This window comes from Ruegeria sp. HKCCA6837, assembly GCF_013034475.1.
GTDB lineage: Bacteria > Pseudomonadota > Alphaproteobacteria > Rhodobacterales > Rhodobacteraceae > Ruegeria.
The window spans coordinates 175,653-194,363 of the sequence record NZ_WQGD01000008.1 but is presented as its reverse complement, the minus strand read 5'-3'; the positions used below and the strand labels follow the sequence as shown (position 1 = coordinate 194,363).

Genomic DNA, 18,711 nt, shown 5'->3' with positions numbered 1-18,711 from the left:
CCCACCAGTCCCCGAAACTCTAGTCCGAAATGGCCCAGAACACGGGGGCTAGACAATAAGTTTTGGTTGAGCGTCGAGGTGTTAGCAGGCCAGGGCAGCGTTTATTTCCAACTCACATCGCCCAGAAAGATGTAACCAGCGCCATAAATCGTTTTTATAAGGCGAGGATTCTTTGGGTCTTCGCCAAGTTTGGTACGAAGCCTGGAAATTCGCACGTCCATGGCCCGGTCAAAACTGTCTCCTGCTGCACCGCCCAACGATTCTTGCATTTGCGCTCTGCTGATAAGACGCTTGGGGCTTTCGAGGAATAGCCTCAGAACCTCTCCTTCTGCATGGCTGAAAGGCGTTTCGGCACCGGCGCCATCCTCAAGAACATAGCGGTCAAAATGTGCAATCCAGCCGTTGAAAATAGCGGTGTCCGAATGCGACGTCTGACTGCGTGGGTTACGCAACCTGGCCCGTATCCTGGCCACCACTTCCGCCGGATCGAACGGTTTGGTTATGTAGTCATCAGCCCCAAGTTCCAGCCCAGTCACGCGATCCTGCACCTGTGCCCGACCAGATATGATGATCACCGCAGCACCCTGTTCCAAAGCAAGACGATGAACCAGCGCTAACCCATCGGTATCCGGCAGGGAAAGATCCACAAGACAGACATCCGGCGTCACGCGGTTCAGTGCCGCCTCGAACTCTCGGGCGCGCGAGAAACTCTGTGTTCGGAACCCGGCATCCTCCAAGACGTCGGTCAGGATACGTCGTATCTCGGGTTCGTCATCGAGAATGGTCACCAAAGGTTGGGTCATCAGGCGGCCTTAGCTTGAATCAGTGCGGACAATTGAGCCTGTGAAAACGGTTTACGCAACACCGGCGCCAACGCAAGCGCCTGTTGGTACAGCGGATCAGAATTCGGTAGAGAGGTCATAAGGATGCACGGCACTCCAGAGCCTATTTGCCGCAGAAGATCCAGGCCCGAGCCCCCTCCCTCCAAGCGGATGTCGGACAACACCATCGCGATATCCTCTACATTCGAAAGCAGCGTTAGGGCTTCATCCACCGAATTGGCTTCTATGACTGAAAAACCAAGCTCAACCAGCATGTCTCGGAACTGACCTCGCAACTCGTCGCTGTCTTCCACCAACAACACAAGGCCATCCTGAGAGGGTGGAGCAGAACGATATGGCAATCGCAACACGACCGATGCGCCGGATGGAGTGTTTCTGAGGTTCAGATCACCACCGGCAAGTTTCACCGTGTCATAAACCATCGGCAAGCCCAAACCAGACCCGTCACTGCCTTTAGTCGTGAAAAAGGGGTTCAATGCCTTCTCCAGCGCCTCGGACGAAAATCCTGGGCCGGTGTCGGACACTGTGATTTCGACCCATATCTTGCCAATCGCATGTGCGCTGATGGTGATCTGACCCGTGCTTCCGCACGCATCTCGCGCGTTCAGGACAAGGTTCAGCAACGCGTCCTGGACCATCCCTGGATCCAACACTAGTGCCTGATCGGGAAGAGTGTTCACAACAGAAAGCCCCATGCCACGCGGTAGGGATGGGGTGGCCAGAATACGCAGATCTTCCAACAAACCGCGCATGTCTGTGGCCTGCGGCTGGGGCGTACGGTTGCCAGTCATATCTGCGATACGATTCAGCAACTGCCCACCCCGACGCGCTGTTTGTTGAGTGGCTGCAACCAGTTCTTGCGCTTCATCCGGCAGGTCCATCTTGTCCAATCTGGACTGCATCCCAAGGATAATCGTTAGCAAGTTGGAAAAGTCATGCGCCAGGCCGCTGGTCATCTGGGCTGCCATCGCCCGGCGACGAGTCTGCTGCAAGGCGACCCGTGCCTGCGTTTCTTCGGTAATGTCCACGGACATCACATAGACACCCCCTGCCCCATCCGGCGTGAACGAAACTCGGATGCGACGAGCATCCTGATCTTCGGTAAACTCAAAAACTGAAGGCGCGCCATCATAAGCCTTTTGCAAATGGCTTTCCACGCGCTCAAAAGCGACCTCACCCAGCGCCTCGGAGATATGCAGGCCAAGAATATCGGACGGACGCCCCGGCATGACCGCACTCAGACGTCGGTTGGAGTAGTCATAAAGCCCGTCACTGTCCAAATGCGCGATATGCGCAGGCATCATTTCGGTCACAAGACGCGTGCGGGCTTCAATTTCGGTCAGTTCCCGTTTCGCTTCTTCTAAGGCCGCGATCGTGGCTGCAAGCTTGCGGTTGGTCGCTGACAGCTCTTCAGCGTGCCCCAGCAACTGTTCCGACAGCTCCTCTGATCGCGCCCGCAACAGGTTTTCGGCGCGCCGCGTGCCCGTGATGTCAGTATAAACTGCAACCCATCCCCCTTGAGGCAACGGAGCGCCCTCGATTGAGACAACCTGCCCGTTGGGCCGCACCCGCTCCATGTAGTGCGGTTCAAACGCCAGGGCCTGCTTGACCCGCAGATTGACCATGTCCTCGACACTCTCGTCATGTCCATATTCTCCACGGCTGGCGAGGAAATGAATTGTATCCCGAAACGGAGCCCCGGGTTGAACCAACTCGTCCGGTAAATCGAACATTTCCTGAAACCGGCGATTGCTGAGGACCAGTTGTAGCTTGCTGTCATAAATGGAAAGAGCCTGACCGATCAGGTTCAGCCCCGCCGTGGTCATCGCTTTGATGCGCTTTTCCGATATGTCCAAGTTTGTATTTTCCACATCCCCTGCGTAACACCTGATCACAGGTACGGATAGTGAGTTTCATTCTTGGGGGAATCCAAAGTTAAGATTCACCATGCAGTGGCATATTGTTAGCGGCACGATATGCCTCGACATAACCTCTGGCGACGGACCGTACCGCGCGACCGATCTGAGCGTAGGCTTCGTCCGGCAGGTTGGCAAAAGACACGCGCGCAGACCAACCCGGCGCATCGAATCCGCTGCCGTTCAACAAAACAATTCCGTGGTCCTCGGCCAGTTTGAACGCAATGTCCAGCGGGTGCACGTTTTTCTTGATCCATGCAACAACGTCATCGCCGACATATTTGCGCAACCAATATTCGAAATCGATAATCCCGTAGTAGGCATCGTAGTTTTCGCCTGTATCAACCTCGATCCCCATTGCTTCGGTCAACAGCTTGAACCGTCGATGTACAAGCTCCATGCAGGCGGTCTGATAGTCTTTCTTGGTGTCTACAAGTTCAACAAGTGAAAACAGGGTCATCATGACCTGTTGCGGCAAGGAAAGACCAGCGGTGTGGTTCAGAGCAACATCCCGGCTGTCTGCTACCAGACGATCAATGAACCTGATCTCACGCGGAGTCAGGCTAAGCGTGCCATAGCGTTTGTCCAGCGCCAGTTTGATCTGTTCACTGTGCTCAGCCAGTTTGAGGTCAAAGATATTGTCCTGCGCCACTGCGATGACACCCAAACGCCAGCCGGTGCAGCCGAAATACTTCGAATACGAATACACGCCGATCGTGTTGCGCGGCATGTACCCCATGACCGATGTGAAATCATGCACGAAGGTTCCATAGACATCATCTGTCAGAACGATGAGATCGGGGCGATGGTTCTCGACCACATCTGCCAGCTTCTCCAAAGATGCCTTGTTCAGCGCAACTGACGAAGGATTGCCCGGATTGACCAGAAAGAAGGCTTTTACTTTGGGGTCTTTCAACGTCTCGACCGCTGCATCGGTCAGCTGGAACGCGTCTTCTTCGTCCGTTTCCACATGCACGGATTCGAGGCTGTAATCCTCAAGTTCAGGCATCTCGAGATACGGCGTGAAGATCGGAGTACACAACGCAATCGTATCACCTGGGTTCAGTAATCGGTTGGCTTTGAGCGACTTGAAGATGTAACACATCGCCGCCGTGCCGCCCTCGACTGCAAACAGATCAAATCGCGCATCCGGCTGTCGACCAGAACACATGGCCCACATCAAGTATTCGTGCGCTATGATCTGATTGTGATGCAGAATACGGTCCGGCACCGGGTAATTGTCGCCAATAATCGAGTCCGTCAGTTCGTGAACAAACGCATCTGCATTGAAATCAAACGCAAAAATGGCGTGTTTGACAACGGTAAGCAAAGTGTCCGTGCCGGGCATGTCCGCATTGACCTCAGCCCATTTCAGAAGCCTGTCATGGCATCCCTTGACGGCTGGCATGCCACCCAGACCCGCCGGATGATCCATGACGCGTTTGGCTTCGGTGACGGCAAACTGACCGAGTGCAAAGAACGCTTCACGCGGACGGGTTGCGATCCAGTTGGGATTTCCTCGTCCCGCATTCAGAAACGCGCTGTTGGATTTTCTGGCCTCATCCGAGGCTAGTTTGATCAGCTCATCTTTGATCTGAAAAGGGCTGAGCGCTTCGTAATCGTGCAGTTTCAGACGGTCCATAACACATACCTTTCCAAATCAACTAAGGATCAAAACAACAACCATGCCAAAGATCGTCAACAAAGTGTTCCCAATCGCATAGGGCATCCCATACCCCAGCGCGGGTATTCGACTTTGCGCGGCCTCCTGGATCATCCCAAGCGCAGCGGTTGTTGTTCTCGCGCCAGCGCAGGCGCCAAACAGAATGGCCGGGTGAAACTTGAACACATAGTGGCCAACGTAAACCGAGAAGATCATCGGCAGAGAGGTGGCGACTATTCCCCAAAGCAGCAGCGCAACGCCGGCCTGTTGCAGGCCCGCCACAAAACCGGGACCGGCGCTTATGCCAATCACAGCTATGAAAACGTTTAGGCCAAGGGTGTTCATCAACCACAAAGACGGGCCGGGAATACGCCCGAATGTCGGATGCACAGTTCGCAACCAGCCCAGTAATAAGCCGGCCAAAAGGGCCCCGCCTGTTGTGGATAGGCTAATTGGGAAACCACCCATGGTAATTGCCAGTGTTCCGACCAGACCACCAATGAATATTCCCCAGCCGACAAAAGCCAAGTCTGTTGTCTCGACCGGGCGGTCGGCATACCCAACCCGGGCAATGGCGGCCTCTACATGACGCTTTGATCCAAGAACCGTCAAGATATCGCCGCGATGCACAACAGTTCCCGGCAAAAGTGGCAGTTCGACCATGTTTCGCATTAGTTTCGAAACATAGACACCGCGCGCCAGCGAAAGCTTGCTTAGTTCTTCCAGAGTTTTCCCGTGAACCTCTTTGCTGGTGATCAGCACATCCAGCTTCTCGGTCGGCGTGTTCAGCAATTCAGGGGCATCAGCCTCTTTCAGGTGCCCTTCCAAAAGGCCAACCAAATCCGCGCGTCGCCCAGAGAACATGACGAGGTCGCCCGCCTGAAGTACCGTGCTGTCTTCAACCTCGATCACAGCGTCACCGCGCTTGATCCGTTCGGCATAAATACGCACACCAGGCATCAAATCCTTCACCGGCTGGCCCAGCAAATCGCTGTCATCGGGGATTTCGAACGCCCGAGCTTCGATCATGCGATAGGCCGAAACGATACCTTCGCCAGTCTCAACGGAAGCGCTACCACCAAGCTTGGCCTCATATTCTTTGCAAGCGACAACCAGATTCACACCGATCAGACGTGGCCCGAGTTTGGCCAGAATGATGGCCGACCCGATCGTGCCGTAAATATATGTGACTGCGTAGGCAATCGGTATCTGATTGGCATAGGTCTGCGCCTGTTCTGACGACAGACCCAGTTGACTGATCTGGTCGGTTGCTACACCAATCGCGGCAGAAATGGTCTGTGATCCTGCATACAAGCCAGCCGCGAAGCCCAGTTCCAGTCCTGCGACTTTGGCAGATAAGACTGGCACAATCAGGCACAAAGCCAAAACACTGAGTGCGAACAACACCTCTCGTGCGCCGTCTGCCTTGAGACCGCGGATAAACTGTGGGCCGACACCGTATCCAACTGCGAAGATGAACATGATGAAAAAGGTCGATTTGACCGCCGAGTCGATTTGAATATGCGTTTGCCCGATGATCACAGCCGCAAGTAAAGTTGCTGTAACGGTCCCGAGGCTGAAACCAAAAAATTTCTTGGGCCCGATCCAGAACCCTATCCCTATCGACAGAAAAACCGCCAGTTCGGGATAGCTGCGCAGCACATTCACAAACCAATCGCCCATTGCTGTCCTCCCCGGAACCCCTTGTGTGCACAAAGGTGTGTTTGGAACTTTGAAATCGCTGACAAGCCGATCTGGACAAATAATTCAGAACCGAAAAAATCGCAGCACAATTACCGCTAGCCGTCAGAGCGTAAAACGATGCGTATTTCACAAGGACGATATCGTAAGATATGAATTTGTCTACAATTTTTCAGGGAAAGTTCTAAGCCACACACAGGGCGATCAGTATCGAGAACGGGATTTTGCACCTTCAGATGTAATCGAATGCAGCGAAAGTGTATGGTCCATGTTCTTCATCCGGTGCCGCAGCATCTGACGGCTTAATCGGGCCAAATCCGGCGCCAGTTCAGGCTTGTCCGCCACATTCTCAAATTCGCCTTTGCTCTGACGGTCAAACAGGATCGGCGGCAGGTCGGCGGCAAACTCGATCAGAGTAAATCGCTCGTCTCGCAGAATTCCCAGGCACGAGTCGCTGTTGCCCGTTTCAAGTTGCTGTTGCCACAAAGTCGGGTTTTCAGGTTCCGAGAAATCCAGCTCGCTGAACGAATAGCTGCGCCAGTCCTCTGGAACTTCACCGCGCAACAGCGGCATCAAGGATCGACCATCCATCGCGTTCGGAGCCGGTTGCCCAATCCAGTCCATGATCGTTGGCGCGACATCGACCGATTCAGTTGGAACACTGACTCGTGCACCCGCCTGATCATTGTTCCCGGGCAAACGGATCATCAAAGGGGTATGATAGGCTGCGTCATAGACGGTCATCTTACCCCAGCTGTGGCGATCCCCCAGCATTTCGCCATGATCAGCTGTGATCACAAGCATCGTGTCGTGAAATTGCCCGCTGTCCTTGAGGTATTTCACCACACGACCGATATGGTGATCGACCTCTGTTGCCAGACCAAGATAGACAGCGCGCAGAGCGCGAATGTTCTCGTCCGTCGGCTCGACTTCATCAAAGCCGTGCACAAAGTCTTTGGCTGTATAGGAATTCTGCGTTGGCCCAAAGAACGGGTGCAGGTCCTTCTCGGCTTCCTTGCTGTGCAACCGTTGTGGCAGAGGGATTTCTGCCGGATTGTACATGTCGTTGTACGGCGCGGGTGCGACCAGAGGCGGATGTGGGCGGATATAGGTCAAATGAGCAAACCAACCCTCGCCACAATGAGGCGCGATGCCTTCAAGAAACGCATCCGTCAGAAACGCCGTGTCACTGTCTTCGGCCCTATAGAGCGCCGGGTCGTTCAATTTGGGGGTCTGACCGTCTTTCGAGGTGGGTTTGTAAACATCCCAGTACTGATCGAACTTATATCCCTTTTTCATCAGATGTGCTTGCCAGGGATATGACTCTTCAAGGCGCATTTCGACCACCTCAAGAAACCCGGTCATGGACTGCTCATATGATTTGAGAACCGGATCATTGGCGTCATGGACACGCGGATCGGCAGATGTATCCGTATAGCCGAACAGCAACGGCATGTATCCCGCTTTGCGCATTTCCGTGGCGATATTGGGGGTATCGTGACGCAGTGGCGTTCCATTTCGCACCGAACGGTGGTTCATCGAATATTGCCCGGTCAAAAGCGAAGCCCGCGAAGGCCCACAGGGGTTGGTGACCGAGTAATGCCGCGTAAAGGTCACAGCCTCTTGCATGAATGTCCGCAAATTCGGAAGATCCACATAATCTGCCAAAGCGCCGCTCAGGCAATCAGCCCGAAGTTGATCAATGATGATGAACAAGACGTTTTTGGCCTGAGACATCTGAACACTCCGCTTCAACCTCGACTCCCACGCGGACTGTGTCTCGCATCCTGGGCTCAAGCAACTGATTAAATAAGTAGCCAACACTTTCTTGTATACCCGAGCCCGAAAACCTGGCCGTACCAAACAAGGCGTGACGCGAGGGCCATCCTGCACCCCAAAAACCCGATCTTTCAGAACAAAGACTTGCAGGCTCAGAGCGTTTTACTTCACATGGCTTTATGACGAAGCCAATGATCTCATCCGAGCGCGACACCGAAGGCACTCATGTCCGTATTTCGGGTGAATTGCTCACGCAATCTTTGGCATCAGTGGAGCATGATTTTGCAGCTATACAACCCTCGGCTGATAAGGTCGTTTTTGATTTGTCCCAGATCGAGGCCCTCGACACCGGTGGTGCATGGTTGATCGCGGACCTTGGTAAGCGTTTCACCTCGAACGGTGGGGCAGTGGAAATTCTGGGGGCAAAGCCTGCACATGCGACGCTTATTGATACCGTAACCCGCTCGATCCCGGGCAAACCCGGCAAGCTCGAAGATCCCCGCAGTTTTATGGATTGGGTGGCAGATGTGGGTCGCGGCACTTTCGGGGCTTGGAAGGACACGCTTTCAATCCTTGAATTTTTGGGACTTACGCTACACCGGCTGTTCCGCACCATGGTCATGCCATGGCGGCTGCGTAAGGCGGCCCTCGTCACGCATATGGAAGAAACCGGTGTCAAAGCCCTTCCCATCGTGGCTCTGATGGGGTTTCTGATCGGTGTTGTTTTGGCTTTTCAAGGCGCGACGCAGCTCAAGCAGTTTGGCGCAGAGATATTTGTAGTGGAGTTGATCTCAATCTCGGTCTTACGAGAGCTTGGGATTTTGTTGACAGCGATCATTGTTGCGGGTCGCTCAGGCTCGGCGTTCACAGCCTCGATCGGTTCGATGAAAGTGCAGGAAGAGATTGATGCCATGCGAACCTTGGGGCTGGATCCGATTGAGGTGTTGGTTATTCCCCGTGTCCTCGCCCTTTTGATTATGTTGCCCATTCTGGGGTTTATCGCGGACATAGCGGGTTTATTCGGTGGCGCCTTGATGAGCTGGATTGATCTGGGCGTAAGCCCCGGCATGTTTCTGACGCGATTGAAGGAGAATACGGATGTCTGGCAACTGGCCGTTGGTCTGATCAAAGCGCCCTTTTTTGCGTTGGTTATCGGTGTAATCTCCTGCTGGCAGGCCATGCAGGTCAGAGGATCTGCACAAAGTGTGGGTCAGCGTACAACCGCTTCAGTTGTGCAATCCATCTTCATGGTCATAGTAATTGACGCCCTGTTTTCGATTTTCTTCTCAGAGATCGGAATCTGACATGAACAGCAGAATACAAGAGGCAACGAGTTCAGCGGCGTCACAACGTGACGCTGTGATCCGTGTGCGCGGCCTTAGAAACCAGTTCGGATCGCAGGTGGTGCATGATAATTTGGACCTCGATGTCTGGCGCGGCGAAGTTCTGGGAATTGTCGGCGGGTCCGGCACTGGTAAATCGGTATTGCTCAGAACAATTGTAGGGCTGAACAAGCCAGCGGCGGGCAGCATCGAAGTTCTGGGTGTCGATGTCTTGAACGGCCCCGAGGAAGATCGGCGCAGCATCGAACGCCATTGGGGTGTGGCCTTCCAGGACGGCGCTCTGTTTTCGTCATTGACCGTCCTGCAAAACGTAATGGCCCCGCTGCGCGAGCACACGGGTCTGAGCGAAAAGCTGATGGAGTCGCTGGGCGCGCTGAAGATCAGCCTGGTTGGGTTGCCTCAGCTGAGCTGCGGCAAGTTTCCGTCCGAGCTTTCCGGCGGTATGCGCAAGCGCGCGGCGCTGGCCCGGGCATTGGCCTTGGACCCCGAAATCGTGTTTCTGGATGAACCGACCGCCGGATTGGACCCTATTGGCGCGGCGGCTTATGATGAGTTGATTGGCGAATTGCAGCAGGCTCTTGGGTTGACAGTGTTCATGGTCACCCATGATCTGGATAGCCTTTATGCCATCTGCGACCGGATTGCTGTGCTTGCAGAACAGCGCGTACTGGTCGAAGGTCCGATAGAAGACATGACCAAGGTCGATCATCCTTGGGTGCAGGAATACTTCACAGGCCCCCGCGCCCGCGCAGCACAACAAAAGGGCCAGGACAGGTAGAGGCGATGGAAACCCGAGCGAATTATATCCTGATCGGCGCGTTTACCCTTGCAGGGCTTCTGGGCGCGTTTGGTTTTTTCCTTTGGCTTGCGAAATTTGAGGTCACACGCCAATACGCTTATTACGACGTCTTGTTCGACAATGTCTCGGGGCTTTCCGCTGCGGGAGGTGTGAGCTTCAACGGCCTTCCTGTTGGCCAGGTTATTTCGTTGAATTTGGATGAAGACGACCCCTCGAAAGTCAGAGTTCGCATCGAAGTGGATGCAGATATTCCAATCACCGAGGAAACGATTGCCCAGTTGCAGTCCCTAGGTGTGACCGGGGTTGGCTATGTCGAGTTGACCGGTGGGTCGGCGAGCGCACAACGACTGGCACAAAACAGCGTGATCAAAAGCAAACGCAGCACAATCCAGTCACTGTTTGAAGGCGCACCCAAAGTGTTGGATGAGGCCGTCACACTTTTGGAAAGCCTCAACAAGGTCGTTGACGACAAGAACAGGGAAGCCGTGAGCGGTATACTAGACAATCTTGCGTCAGCCACAGGACGGTTGGACAACACTTTGACAAGCTTTGAGGCTGTCGCCAGCGACATCGGCAGTGCCGCCAAGGACATTGGCGATTTCTCTAAGCGTCTTGATCCATTGATCGAAACAGCCCAAACAACGCTTGAGACAGGGACAGATACACTGAACTCGGTCAAAACTGCGTCAGAATCCGCCAAGGCCGCGTTGGACGAAGCAAAAACAACGATCCAAACGGCGGACCAGATCCTGCAAGAGGACATTCGACCTTTCATTGAACGCGGCGCGCAACTGGCTGAACGTTTGACGTTGTTATCGGACGAAGGCAGCGTCACCTTGGAAATTGTCAACGAAACCGTTCTGAACGCCAATACGACATTGGGTTCGATTACGTCGGCGATGGACACGGCGAAGGGGGCGCTGTCTTCGGCAGAGACGGCGTTCAACTCAGCCAATCGGGTGATGGAAGAAGAAGTCGCGCCTGTGGCTGCTGACATCCGCAAAGCGGCTAATCAAGTGACCGAGACGGTCTCGAACGTGACCGAAAAGATCGATCAAATCTCGGACGACGTTCTAAGCGCATCGAATTCTGCGTCTGAACTGCTGGGCACCATCGACGGCATCGTTCAGAACAATCGTCGCCAAGTTTCGGATTTCCTGCGCGTCGGCCTTCCGCAATTTATCCGCTTCATCGAAGAATCCCAACGACTTGTTATCAGTCTCGATCGGCTGGTGGATAAGATTGAACGGGATCCCGCACGATTTCTGTTGGGCACTCAAGCATCGGAGTTCCGCCAATGATCAAGCCTGTTCTCGCATTGCTGGCATTTGCCCTGATCGGCGGCTGCGCTGGCCTGGGTACGTTGCAACAGGCGGCCAAGCCCAACGACCTTTATTTATTGACGCCCAAAAGCACGTTTTCGTCCGCATTGCCCCGAATTCAAAAGCAGATCGTTGTCGAGGAACCAACAGCAACTGCGGCAGTGAACACAGATCAGATCGCTATTCAGCCGACGCCCTTGCAGGTGCAGTACCTCCCGCGCGCGCGTTGGGTAGATCGTGCTCCTTTGATCGTTCAAACGCTGTTGGTGGAAAGCTACGAGAATTCGGGAAAAGTTGCGGCGGTTGGTCGATCTACCGTTGGCCTGCGCGCAGACTATGTGATTGCACCTGACCTGCGCGAATTTCAGGGCATTGTGGTCCAAGAAACAGAGAACAGTAAATCGGTCCGCATTGAAGTGCGTATGAATATTAAGGTCATTGACGAGTACGAAGACAAGATTATTGCATCCAGCTCGTTCCAGGAAAATGTCGTGGCCGCTAGTGAACAAACACCTGATCTGATCAAAGCCTTTGACAAGGCCTTGGGCCGCGCGATGCGAGATGCGGTCGAATGGAGCATTCGCAGGATCAACACACATGTGGTGAATAACCCGAGGTCAAACCCTAACTGATCTGTGACTGTCACTTCACTTGAAATCGTGGGGAAACCTTGTTCCCGATCTGGTACAGTCGGGGAAAAGGTATTTATTGAAGCTTCCGTGGATCAATGCACGTGGACAGCCGTCTGGGTTCCCGGCTTTGGCGCACGGCAGAAGAACAATAGCGGAATTGTCGCCAGGGCCAGCAGGCCAAGATTGTTGAAAACGGTCAGGTAAGAGATCAGTTCTGCCTGCTTCGCGATTTCCTGACCCAGGATCGCAGCGCCCTGTTGACTGTCAAGTGTCAAGCCAAGCGGGTTCAGGTAAGCTTGCGCCGCAGGGTTATAGGGCGTCACATTCTGGCTTAGGACAGCCGTGTTGGTCTGAAGTCCACGTACGATCCATGTACCAACCAGAGAGATCCCAACCGATGAGCCCAACTGGCGAGTGACGTTGAACAAGCCAGAGGCTTCGTCTTGCCGGTTTTGGCTGATGCTTTCGAACGCGAGAATAGACATAGGCACAAAGACCAAACCCATCCCTAACCCACTGACAGCTCCGGGCCACGCCAGTTCCCAAAACCCGGCATTGAGGTTGATGGCACCCATCATGAAGTTCCCAATCGCAGTTAGCAACAATCCGGCGCCCGCCAATAGGCGTGGATCGAAACGATGAACCAGTACGGCGCCGGTCAGAACCATCGACAACCCTGCCGTCAAACCGCGCGGAATAAAAAGGTGGCCTGAAGCGATAACGGGAAAATCCAGAAGGTTTTGTACGAGCGTTGGCAGGACCGCAATACCGCCAAACAATGAGACCGCAAATCCGGCGATGATCAGATTGCACAGGGCAAAATTGCGGTCCGCAAACAAACGCAGATCCACGACCGCGTTATGCGCGGTCAATGCGTGAACAATAAACCCGATCGCGCCCAGTATAGACGCGACCACAGCCACTTGAATGACACGAGACGACATCCAATCCATGGTTTCGCCCTGATCCAGGACAAATTGCAGACACCCGATGCCAAGTGCTAACAAGGCCAGACCTTTCCAGTCGATCTGTACATCCTCGGTCTTGTCTTCGGGCAACTCCCCGGCCAGCAACAGAAGGGCAAGGGCGGCCACAGGCAAGTTGACGAAAAACACCATCCGCCACGAGAAATACTCGGTCAGGATCGCACCAACCGTCGGCCCAAGAACGGGTGCCACTACGACCCCCAAGCCGAAAACCGCCATCGCCTTCCCACGCTCTTCTCTGGGGAAGGCGTCGAACAGGATCGATTGCGATAATGGGATCAGGAAAGCGCCAAACATGCCCTGGGCCAGCCGAAAGGCAACAATAACTTCCAAGCTCCAAGACAAGCCGCACATCATCGACATAACTGCAAAGCCGCTCACCGCTGTCAGGATCAAACGTCGCCGACCAACACGGCGGGCCACAAAGCCAGTCAGTGGCATTATGACAACCGCCGATACGATATAGCTGGTCAGAATCCATGTCGCTTGGTCGGTTGTCGCCCCAAACGCGGCCTGAATATGCGGCAAGGCAACGTTGACAATCGTGCTGTCCAGCACTTCCAATATGGCGCTGAGAACAACAGCAACCACGATCACCCGGTTGACAGGGCCGGACGCCGCCGAAGTCATTTTCCGTCCGCCGGGCCCGTTGTGTCCACGACAACTTTGCTGCTGCCGCCGACCCGCAACGGAGCATCGGTCGGATCAAGTGCGATACGAACCGGAAAACGCCGTGTGACCTTGACCCAGTTTCCACTGGCATTCTCGGACGGCAGCAAAGAGAATGTGTCTCCTGAACCGCGTCCGATTGAGGCCACCTTGCCGGTAAGCTTCACCCCCGGCAGCATGTCGACGTGAACTGTCACAGGCTGCCCGGGCCGGATACGAGGCAACGACGTTTCCTTGAAATTGGCGTCTACCCACCAATCCGAGGACTCAACAATCGAGAATTGAGGCGCGTTGGCAGAGACAGAAGATCCGGGGCGCAACGTCAGATTGGCGATCCAGCCATCTGCGACCGCATAGACCTTGGTCCAAGCCAGGTTTGTTTCGGCGATCTCAAGCTGCGCCTGAGATGACAGGATGTCGTCCTGTTTTGCTTCCAACCCGCTTTGCAGCGCCAACAAGCTGGATTGGCTGGTCGTCAGCCGTGCCGAGGCCTGCGCGAATTCTGATGTCGTCTGGTCCAATGAGGCCTGCGCGACATCACCTGCAGCAAACAGGGCTTTCGCGCGCTCTAGGCTCTTATTTGCAGTGTCATAAGCAGATTGGGCGCTTTGAACGGACGCTTCAGCGGCCGTAATTTGTGTCGAGTACGACTTGGCCTGTTGAATGGCACTGTCCAGATCAGCTTTGGCCGCGTCGACGGAGGCTTTGAACTGCGTATCGTCAATAGTGAACAGGAGATCGCCATTCTTAACCGATTGGTTATCGGAAATCTGGACTTCCGCCACTTGCCCGGTCACCTGGGCTGCCACATAAATGATGTTGGCGCCGATATAAGCATCCTGGGTGGATGGGTACCGTTCCTCGTGCCGCCAAAACAACAGCAAACCCACACCGATTACTGCCAACATAACAGCAATGGCTATGGTTTTGAGAGGTCTCATGCCGTTTACCTTTGTTGTGCGCTGCCTATTACATCACATGCATATGCATTCGGATCGCCAGGTTGCCCAACACCCAAACCGTACCCAGAATCATAATCAACAAAACCATCGTGGAAAACAGCACAAGGTGCAGGTCTTCCCGGCTGCTGCGACGACGGTCGATATGCAGGAAATAAACTAGCTGCAAAACAAGCTGTGCCAGACCAAGCAATCCAATTGTCAGATACACGCCAGTGGTTTCGATCCCGAATAGATGCGCCACGCCAAACATGGCCAGTGAAAGCAACAGCGACCCGCCATATCCGATCACATAACGTCGCCGCTCACGACGGTGCATTTCAGAGCGCTTATCCATAGGTCAGACCTCCGAAATAAACGATGGTGATTATTCCGATCCAGATCAGGTCAAGGAAGTGCCAGAACAACGCCAGACGCACCACGCGTGAGATAATCAGGTCTGTCATTCCTTTCGCGCGCAATTGAATGCCCAGAACGATCAGCCACAGACATCCCGCCGCAACGTGCAAACCATGCAGCGGGACCAGACCGAAGAATGCCGATAGGAAGCCGCTGCGTTGTGGAACACCGCCTTTTTCCGCCATGGCCATGAAGTCACGCAGTTCAAGAACCAGAAAGCTGAGTCCCAACAAAAGCGTAACCCCAAACCAAAGAATGATGCGCCCGCGCGGCAAGTTGTACTTTAAGGCCAGCATGGCAAGACCGACAGTCAGGCTGCTGGTCAACAGGATCAGGGTTTGAGCAAAGACACTTTTCAGATCGAACAGTTCGTGCGGACCGGGTCCACCTGCCTGCGCATCAATCATTGTGATATAGATTGCAAACATCAGGCCGAAATAGACCAGATCGCTCATCAGGAAGACCCAGAAACCAAAGGTGACAACCTCTGTCGCCTTGTCGGCACTCGCGTGGCGTTCCCCAAGGTTGATGCCCGGATAACTATGCGTTGGCGCGCGTTTCATGTGACTGCCTCCAGATCTGGGCGGGCGAGGCCGCGGTTTTCTGGGGAGGTTTCGTAGTCACGATCCACAGCCCTTTCACTGTGAACTAGAGACAACCAGGCTTCATGATCTCTGCGTACTTCTTCAGCAGCGATGGTGAATTCGGTACTGTCGTCAAAGGTCCAGATGATCACGGCCAGGATCATCAGCACAGTCATCAAGGCCGCCAACCACCAGATCCACCACACCAAAGCAAACATCCAGACTCCGCTGAATACACAGAGGATAAAGCCGATACCGGTATTGCGCGGCAATTCGATATCTTCATATGCGTCCGGCGTTGGATACGCGATGCCTCGTTCTTTGGCGGCAGCGAAGTCATCACGATCCCTTACCTGTGGGATGATTGCAAAATTGTACGGCGGCGGTGGCGATGGAATCGACCACTCCAATGTACGGCCATCCCATGGATCCCCCACCGGGACACGGGTCTTTTCGCGATCCCGGACACTGACCCACAATTGGACGAGGACCGAAATCAAAGCGCACGTAATCACCAGCGCCCCAACGATGGCGACAATCATGAAAGGATGAAAGGACGGATCGTCGTAACTGAAGGAACGGCGCGGCATCCCCATCAGCCCGACGAAATAGAGCGGCATGAAGGTCAACAAAAACCCTATGGTCCAAAGAGCGACTGTAACGCGGCCCCAGAACTCGTTCAGGCGGAAACCGAACGCCTTGGGGAACCAATAGTTATAAGCTGCCAACAGACCAAACAGCACACCCGGCAACAGCACGTTGTGGAAATGCGCCACCAGAAACAGCGTGTTGTGCACCTGATAGTCGACCGTTGGATTGGCCAGGATCACTCCGCTAAGGCCACCAATCACAAACAGCATCAGAAATGCCAGCCCATACAGCATCGGCACCGAAAACCGGATCCGCCCTCGCCACAAGGTTGCCATCCAGTCATAGACTTTCACACCGGTCGGAATAGCGATCAGCATGGTTGCAATACCAAAAACGGCGTTGATCAATGCGCTTTGACCCATGGTGAAAAAGTGATGCAGCCAGACCGTGAAGGACAGCACCGCAATCGACATCGTCGCTATGACAAGCGAGTTGTAGCCATAGAGCCGCTTGGCCGAGAACGTCGCGAACACCTCGGAATAGATACCATAGGCAGGCAGAACCAGCAGATAGACCTCGGGGTGACCGAACAGCCAGAACAGGTTGGCGTAGTTCATCATGTTGCCGCCGAGGTCGTTGGTGAAAAAGTGGAAATCCAGATAGCGGTCTGCGGCCAGCATCAGCGCGGCAACACCCAGGGGCGGCATCGCAAAAACGATCAGGATCGAACTGCAGATAATCGTCCAGCAATACATCGGCAGCCGCATGAAGGTCATTCCCGGCGCGCGCATTTTGTAGATCGTTACGGCAAAGTTGATGCCTGTGAGCGTGGTCCCAATACCCGATACAACGATGGCCCATATCCAATAATCCGGTCCCACTCCCGGATTAAACGCGGCGCCCGTATATGGCGGGTAAGCTGTCCAGCCGCCCGTTGAGAATCTCCCCACCACCAATGAGACCATCAACATCATGCCAGCGGACACAGTCAGACCCAAACTGATCTGGTTCAATCGGGGAAACGCGACATCTCGCGCCCCGATCATCAGCGGCACAACATAATTGGCGATACCAAAGACGAAGGGCACGGCAACAAAGAAAATCATGATCGTGCCGTGGGTGCTGAAAAGCTCGGCAAAGTGTTCGGCCTCGAGAAATCCATCACCCGGCCCTGCGGCTTGCTGCGCGCGCATGACAACGCCTTCCAACACGCCGCGCGCAAGCATTACGATGGCAAAGACGACATACATGATGCCTATCTTCTTGTGATCGACGCTGGTCAACCAATCGCGCCACAGCGGTGTCCACAGCCGAAACCAGCTGAGTAGTCCCACCACGGCAATAGCGCCAACAATCACGACTCCCGCAGCCGCATTTGCCACGATCTCATTGGCACTGGGGTCTTGAAGCAACCCGGCAATCGGAAGCGCATCCCAACTGAGGCGGCCCAAAAAGCCAGTTTCGGTTGAAGTCATTTTTGCGCCTCCTGCCCGAAGGATGCCGTGCCCGGTTGTTGATCGGCAGGCAAGCCCTCGCCGGTGTGATACCGGTGCAGAATGCTTTGGAACACATCCTCTTCCAGCGTGAAATACAGTGCATCATCAGGCATCTGTGCTGTCCCCAAAGCTGCTTGAACCTCATCCCTGTCAGTTCGCATCGCAAGCGTCTGATAGGTGGCCGCATTCAGCGGGATGCCGCCGGTGCGCACTTTGTCGACCCAGTTATCAAAGGCATCTTGCTCCATCGCAACAGTGCGGAACTTCTGTTTTGTGAACCCACGTCCGTTATACTGCGTGTTTTCGCCCTGCATGACCTCTGGAGTATCCGCGACCAGATGCAATTGCGTTGTCATGCCCGGCATCGCGTAAATCTGCCCGGCCAGAGCGGGGATCATGAAAGACTGCATCACAGTATCGGTGGTTAATGTCATGGCCACCTGTCGTTTGGTTGGGATTCCAAACTCGCCGACGCTGGCAATGCCCAGATCGGGATAGAGAAACAACCACTTCCAATCCAGACCAACCACCTGAACCTGCACGGCCGGTTCCTCACCAAAACTTGCTGAATACGGGTCGAGCCGGTGCGTCGCCTTCCAAAGATAGAAAGACAGGAGCGCTACGATCAAAACAGGCACGCCCCACATGATAATTTCCAGTTTGGCTGAAAAATCCCAGTCCGGCCTATAGGCAGCGGTTCCACCCCTTCGACGCCGGTATCGAAATGCGATCCAGGGGACCAGAACGAGGACGGGTATGACCGCCACCATGATCAGGGCGGTCGCCCGTAACAGATGAGTTTTCTGAATGGCTGCAATCGGACCTTGCGGATCCAAAAAACTGTCGCTGGCAACAGCCATTTGCGCAGTTACAGCCAAAATGAACACGGCAGCCACCACGAGCGAGGATAGGGTGGACAATCTGCCTGCGGCCATAACACACAACCCTCTCGTGATCCAAATTCCACCCAACTATCAGCAAATGCGAAAGTTTTCTCAAGACCTTTCCATACTGCAGATTGCCAGGTAAG

15 protein-coding genes are annotated in these 18,711 nt (G+C 54.4%); 4 read left to right on the top strand and 11 right to left on the bottom strand.

Annotation, left to right across the window (positions count from 1 at the left end; all coding sequences use genetic code 11):
• Positions 1-101: 101 nt before the first annotated feature.
• From GOV91_RS13285 to GOV91_RS13265, 5 genes are all read right to left on the bottom strand, one after another.
• Positions 102-803 (bottom strand): response regulator transcription factor, encoded by a 702-nt coding sequence (locus GOV91_RS13285; protein ID WP_171235876.1) that lies wholly within the window; start codon positions 801-803, stop codon positions 102-104.
• Positions 803-2,668, bottom strand: coding sequence for a PAS-domain containing protein (locus GOV91_RS13280; RefSeq protein ID WP_371732319.1), 1,866 nt, complete (start codon positions 2,666-2,668; stop codon positions 803-805). The genes GOV91_RS13285 and GOV91_RS13280 overlap by 1 nt, the downstream gene beginning before the upstream one ends.
• A 109-nt stretch (positions 2,669-2,777) precedes the next feature.
• Positions 2,778-4,400 (bottom strand): bifunctional aspartate transaminase/aspartate 4-decarboxylase, encoded by a 1,623-nt coding sequence (locus GOV91_RS13275; protein ID WP_171235875.1) that lies wholly within the window; start codon positions 4,398-4,400, stop codon positions 2,778-2,780.
• A gap of 18 nt (positions 4,401-4,418) precedes the next feature.
• On the bottom strand, positions 4,419-6,104 hold the full coding sequence (aspT, locus tag GOV91_RS13270; RefSeq protein ID WP_171235874.1) for an aspartate-alanine antiporter: 1,686 nt from the start codon (positions 6,102-6,104) through the stop codon (positions 4,419-4,421).
• Between the two features lie 222 nt (positions 6,105-6,326).
• Positions 6,327-7,859, bottom strand: coding sequence for an alkaline phosphatase family protein (locus GOV91_RS13265; protein WP_171235873.1), 1,533 nt, complete (start codon positions 7,857-7,859; stop codon positions 6,327-6,329).
• A 233-nt stretch (positions 7,860-8,092) separates the two neighbouring features.
• On the opposite strand from GOV91_RS13265, the gene GOV91_RS13260 reads away from it, so the two are divergent.
• The 4 genes from GOV91_RS13260 to GOV91_RS13245 are packed head-to-tail and all read left to right on the top strand — an operon-like array spanning position 8,093 to position 11,997.
• Complete coding sequence (locus tag GOV91_RS13260; protein WP_254440669.1) at positions 8,093-9,205, top strand: MlaE family lipid ABC transporter permease subunit; 1,113 nt, start codon at positions 8,093-8,095, stop codon at positions 9,203-9,205.
• 1 nt (position 9,206) lies between these two features.
• Entirely contained in the window at positions 9,207-10,022 is an 816-nt protein-coding gene (locus tag GOV91_RS13255; protein ID WP_171235871.1) for an ABC transporter ATP-binding protein, read from the top strand.
• 5 nt (positions 10,023-10,027) lie between these two features.
• Positions 10,028-11,344, top strand: coding sequence for an MlaD family protein (locus GOV91_RS13250; RefSeq protein WP_171235870.1), 1,317 nt, complete (start codon positions 10,028-10,030; stop codon positions 11,342-11,344).
• Positions 11,341-11,997 carry an ABC-type transport auxiliary lipoprotein family protein gene (locus tag GOV91_RS13245; RefSeq protein ID WP_171235869.1) on the top strand — a complete coding sequence of 219 codons (657 nt, stop codon included), beginning with the start codon at positions 11,341-11,343 and terminating at the stop codon, positions 11,995-11,997. Before GOV91_RS13250 ends, GOV91_RS13245 begins: the two co-directional genes overlap by 4 nt.
• 92 nt (positions 11,998-12,089) lie before the next feature.
• On the opposite strand, the gene GOV91_RS13240 is transcribed toward GOV91_RS13245, so the two are convergent.
• Genes GOV91_RS13240 through GOV91_RS13215 form a run of 6 tightly spaced genes read right to left on the bottom strand, consistent with a single transcriptional unit; the run spans position 12,090 to position 18,616 of the window.
• Positions 12,090-13,613: a DHA2 family efflux MFS transporter permease subunit gene (locus GOV91_RS13240; RefSeq protein WP_171235868.1), complete on the bottom strand. Its 1,524-nt coding sequence runs from the start codon at positions 13,611-13,613 to the stop codon at positions 12,090-12,092.
• Positions 13,610-14,593 carry an HlyD family secretion protein gene (locus GOV91_RS13235; protein WP_171235867.1) on the bottom strand — a complete coding sequence of 328 codons (984 nt, stop codon included), beginning with the start codon at positions 14,591-14,593 and terminating at the stop codon, positions 13,610-13,612. Before GOV91_RS13235 ends, GOV91_RS13240 begins: the two co-directional genes overlap by 4 nt.
• Before the next feature lie 28 nt (positions 14,594-14,621).
• Positions 14,622-14,948, bottom strand: a complete 327-nt coding sequence (locus tag GOV91_RS13230; RefSeq protein WP_254440668.1) for a cytochrome o ubiquinol/quinol oxidase subunit IV — start codon at positions 14,946-14,948, stop codon at positions 14,622-14,624.
• Positions 14,941-15,573, bottom strand: a complete 633-nt coding sequence (locus GOV91_RS13225) for a cytochrome c oxidase subunit 3 (RefSeq protein WP_171235866.1) — start codon at positions 15,571-15,573, stop codon at positions 14,941-14,943. Before GOV91_RS13225 ends, GOV91_RS13230 begins: the two co-directional genes overlap by 8 nt.
• Positions 15,570-17,660, bottom strand: coding sequence for a cbb3-type cytochrome c oxidase subunit I (locus tag GOV91_RS13220; protein ID WP_171235865.1), 2,091 nt, complete (start codon positions 17,658-17,660; stop codon positions 15,570-15,572). The genes GOV91_RS13225 and GOV91_RS13220 overlap by 4 nt, the downstream gene beginning before the upstream one ends.
• Entirely contained in the window at positions 17,657-18,616 is a 960-nt protein-coding gene (locus GOV91_RS13215) for a cytochrome ubiquinol oxidase subunit II (RefSeq protein WP_171235864.1), read from the bottom strand. Before GOV91_RS13215 ends, GOV91_RS13220 begins: the two co-directional genes overlap by 4 nt.
• Between the last annotated feature and the right edge of the window lie 95 nt (positions 18,617-18,711).

Coding starts and splice junctions, on each gene's coding strand:
- GOV91_RS13285 (WP_171235876.1), bottom strand. CDS start 803: ATGACCCAACCTTTGGTGACCATTCTCGATGACGAACCCGAGATACGA.
- GOV91_RS13280 (WP_371732319.1), bottom strand. CDS start 2,668: ATGACCACGGCGGGGCTGAACCTGATCGGTCAGGCTCTTTCCATTTAT.
- GOV91_RS13275 (WP_171235875.1), bottom strand. CDS start 4,400: ATGGACCGTCTGAAACTGCACGATTACGAAGCGCTCAGCCCTTTTCAG.
- aspT (WP_171235874.1), bottom strand. CDS start 6,104: ATGGGCGATTGGTTTGTGAATGTGCTGCGCAGCTATCCCGAACTGGCG.
- GOV91_RS13265 (WP_171235873.1), bottom strand. CDS start 7,859: ATGTCTCAGGCCAAAAACGTCTTGTTCATCATCATTGATCAACTTCGG.
- GOV91_RS13260 (WP_254440669.1), top strand. CDS start 8,093: ATGATCTCATCCGAGCGCGACACCGAAGGCACTCATGTCCGTATTTCG.
- GOV91_RS13255 (WP_171235871.1), top strand. CDS start 9,207: ATGAACAGCAGAATACAAGAGGCAACGAGTTCAGCGGCGTCACAACGT.
- GOV91_RS13250 (WP_171235870.1), top strand. CDS start 10,028: ATGGAAACCCGAGCGAATTATATCCTGATCGGCGCGTTTACCCTTGCA.
- GOV91_RS13245 (WP_171235869.1), top strand. CDS start 11,341: ATGATCAAGCCTGTTCTCGCATTGCTGGCATTTGCCCTGATCGGCGGC.
- GOV91_RS13240 (WP_171235868.1), bottom strand. CDS start 13,613: ATGACTTCGGCGGCGTCCGGCCCTGTCAACCGGGTGATCGTGGTTGCT.
- GOV91_RS13235 (WP_171235867.1), bottom strand. CDS start 14,593: ATGAGACCTCTCAAAACCATAGCCATTGCTGTTATGTTGGCAGTAATC.
- GOV91_RS13230 (WP_254440668.1), bottom strand. CDS start 14,948: ATGGATAAGCGCTCTGAAATGCACCGTCGTGAGCGGCGACGTTATGTG.
- GOV91_RS13225 (WP_171235866.1), bottom strand. CDS start 15,573: ATGAAACGCGCGCCAACGCATAGTTATCCGGGCATCAACCTTGGGGAA.
- GOV91_RS13220 (WP_171235865.1), bottom strand. CDS start 17,660: ATGACTTCAACCGAAACTGGCTTTTTGGGCCGCCTCAGTTGGGATGCG.
- GOV91_RS13215 (WP_171235864.1), bottom strand. CDS start 18,616: ATGGCCGCAGGCAGATTGTCCACCCTATCCTCGCTCGTGGTGGCTGCC.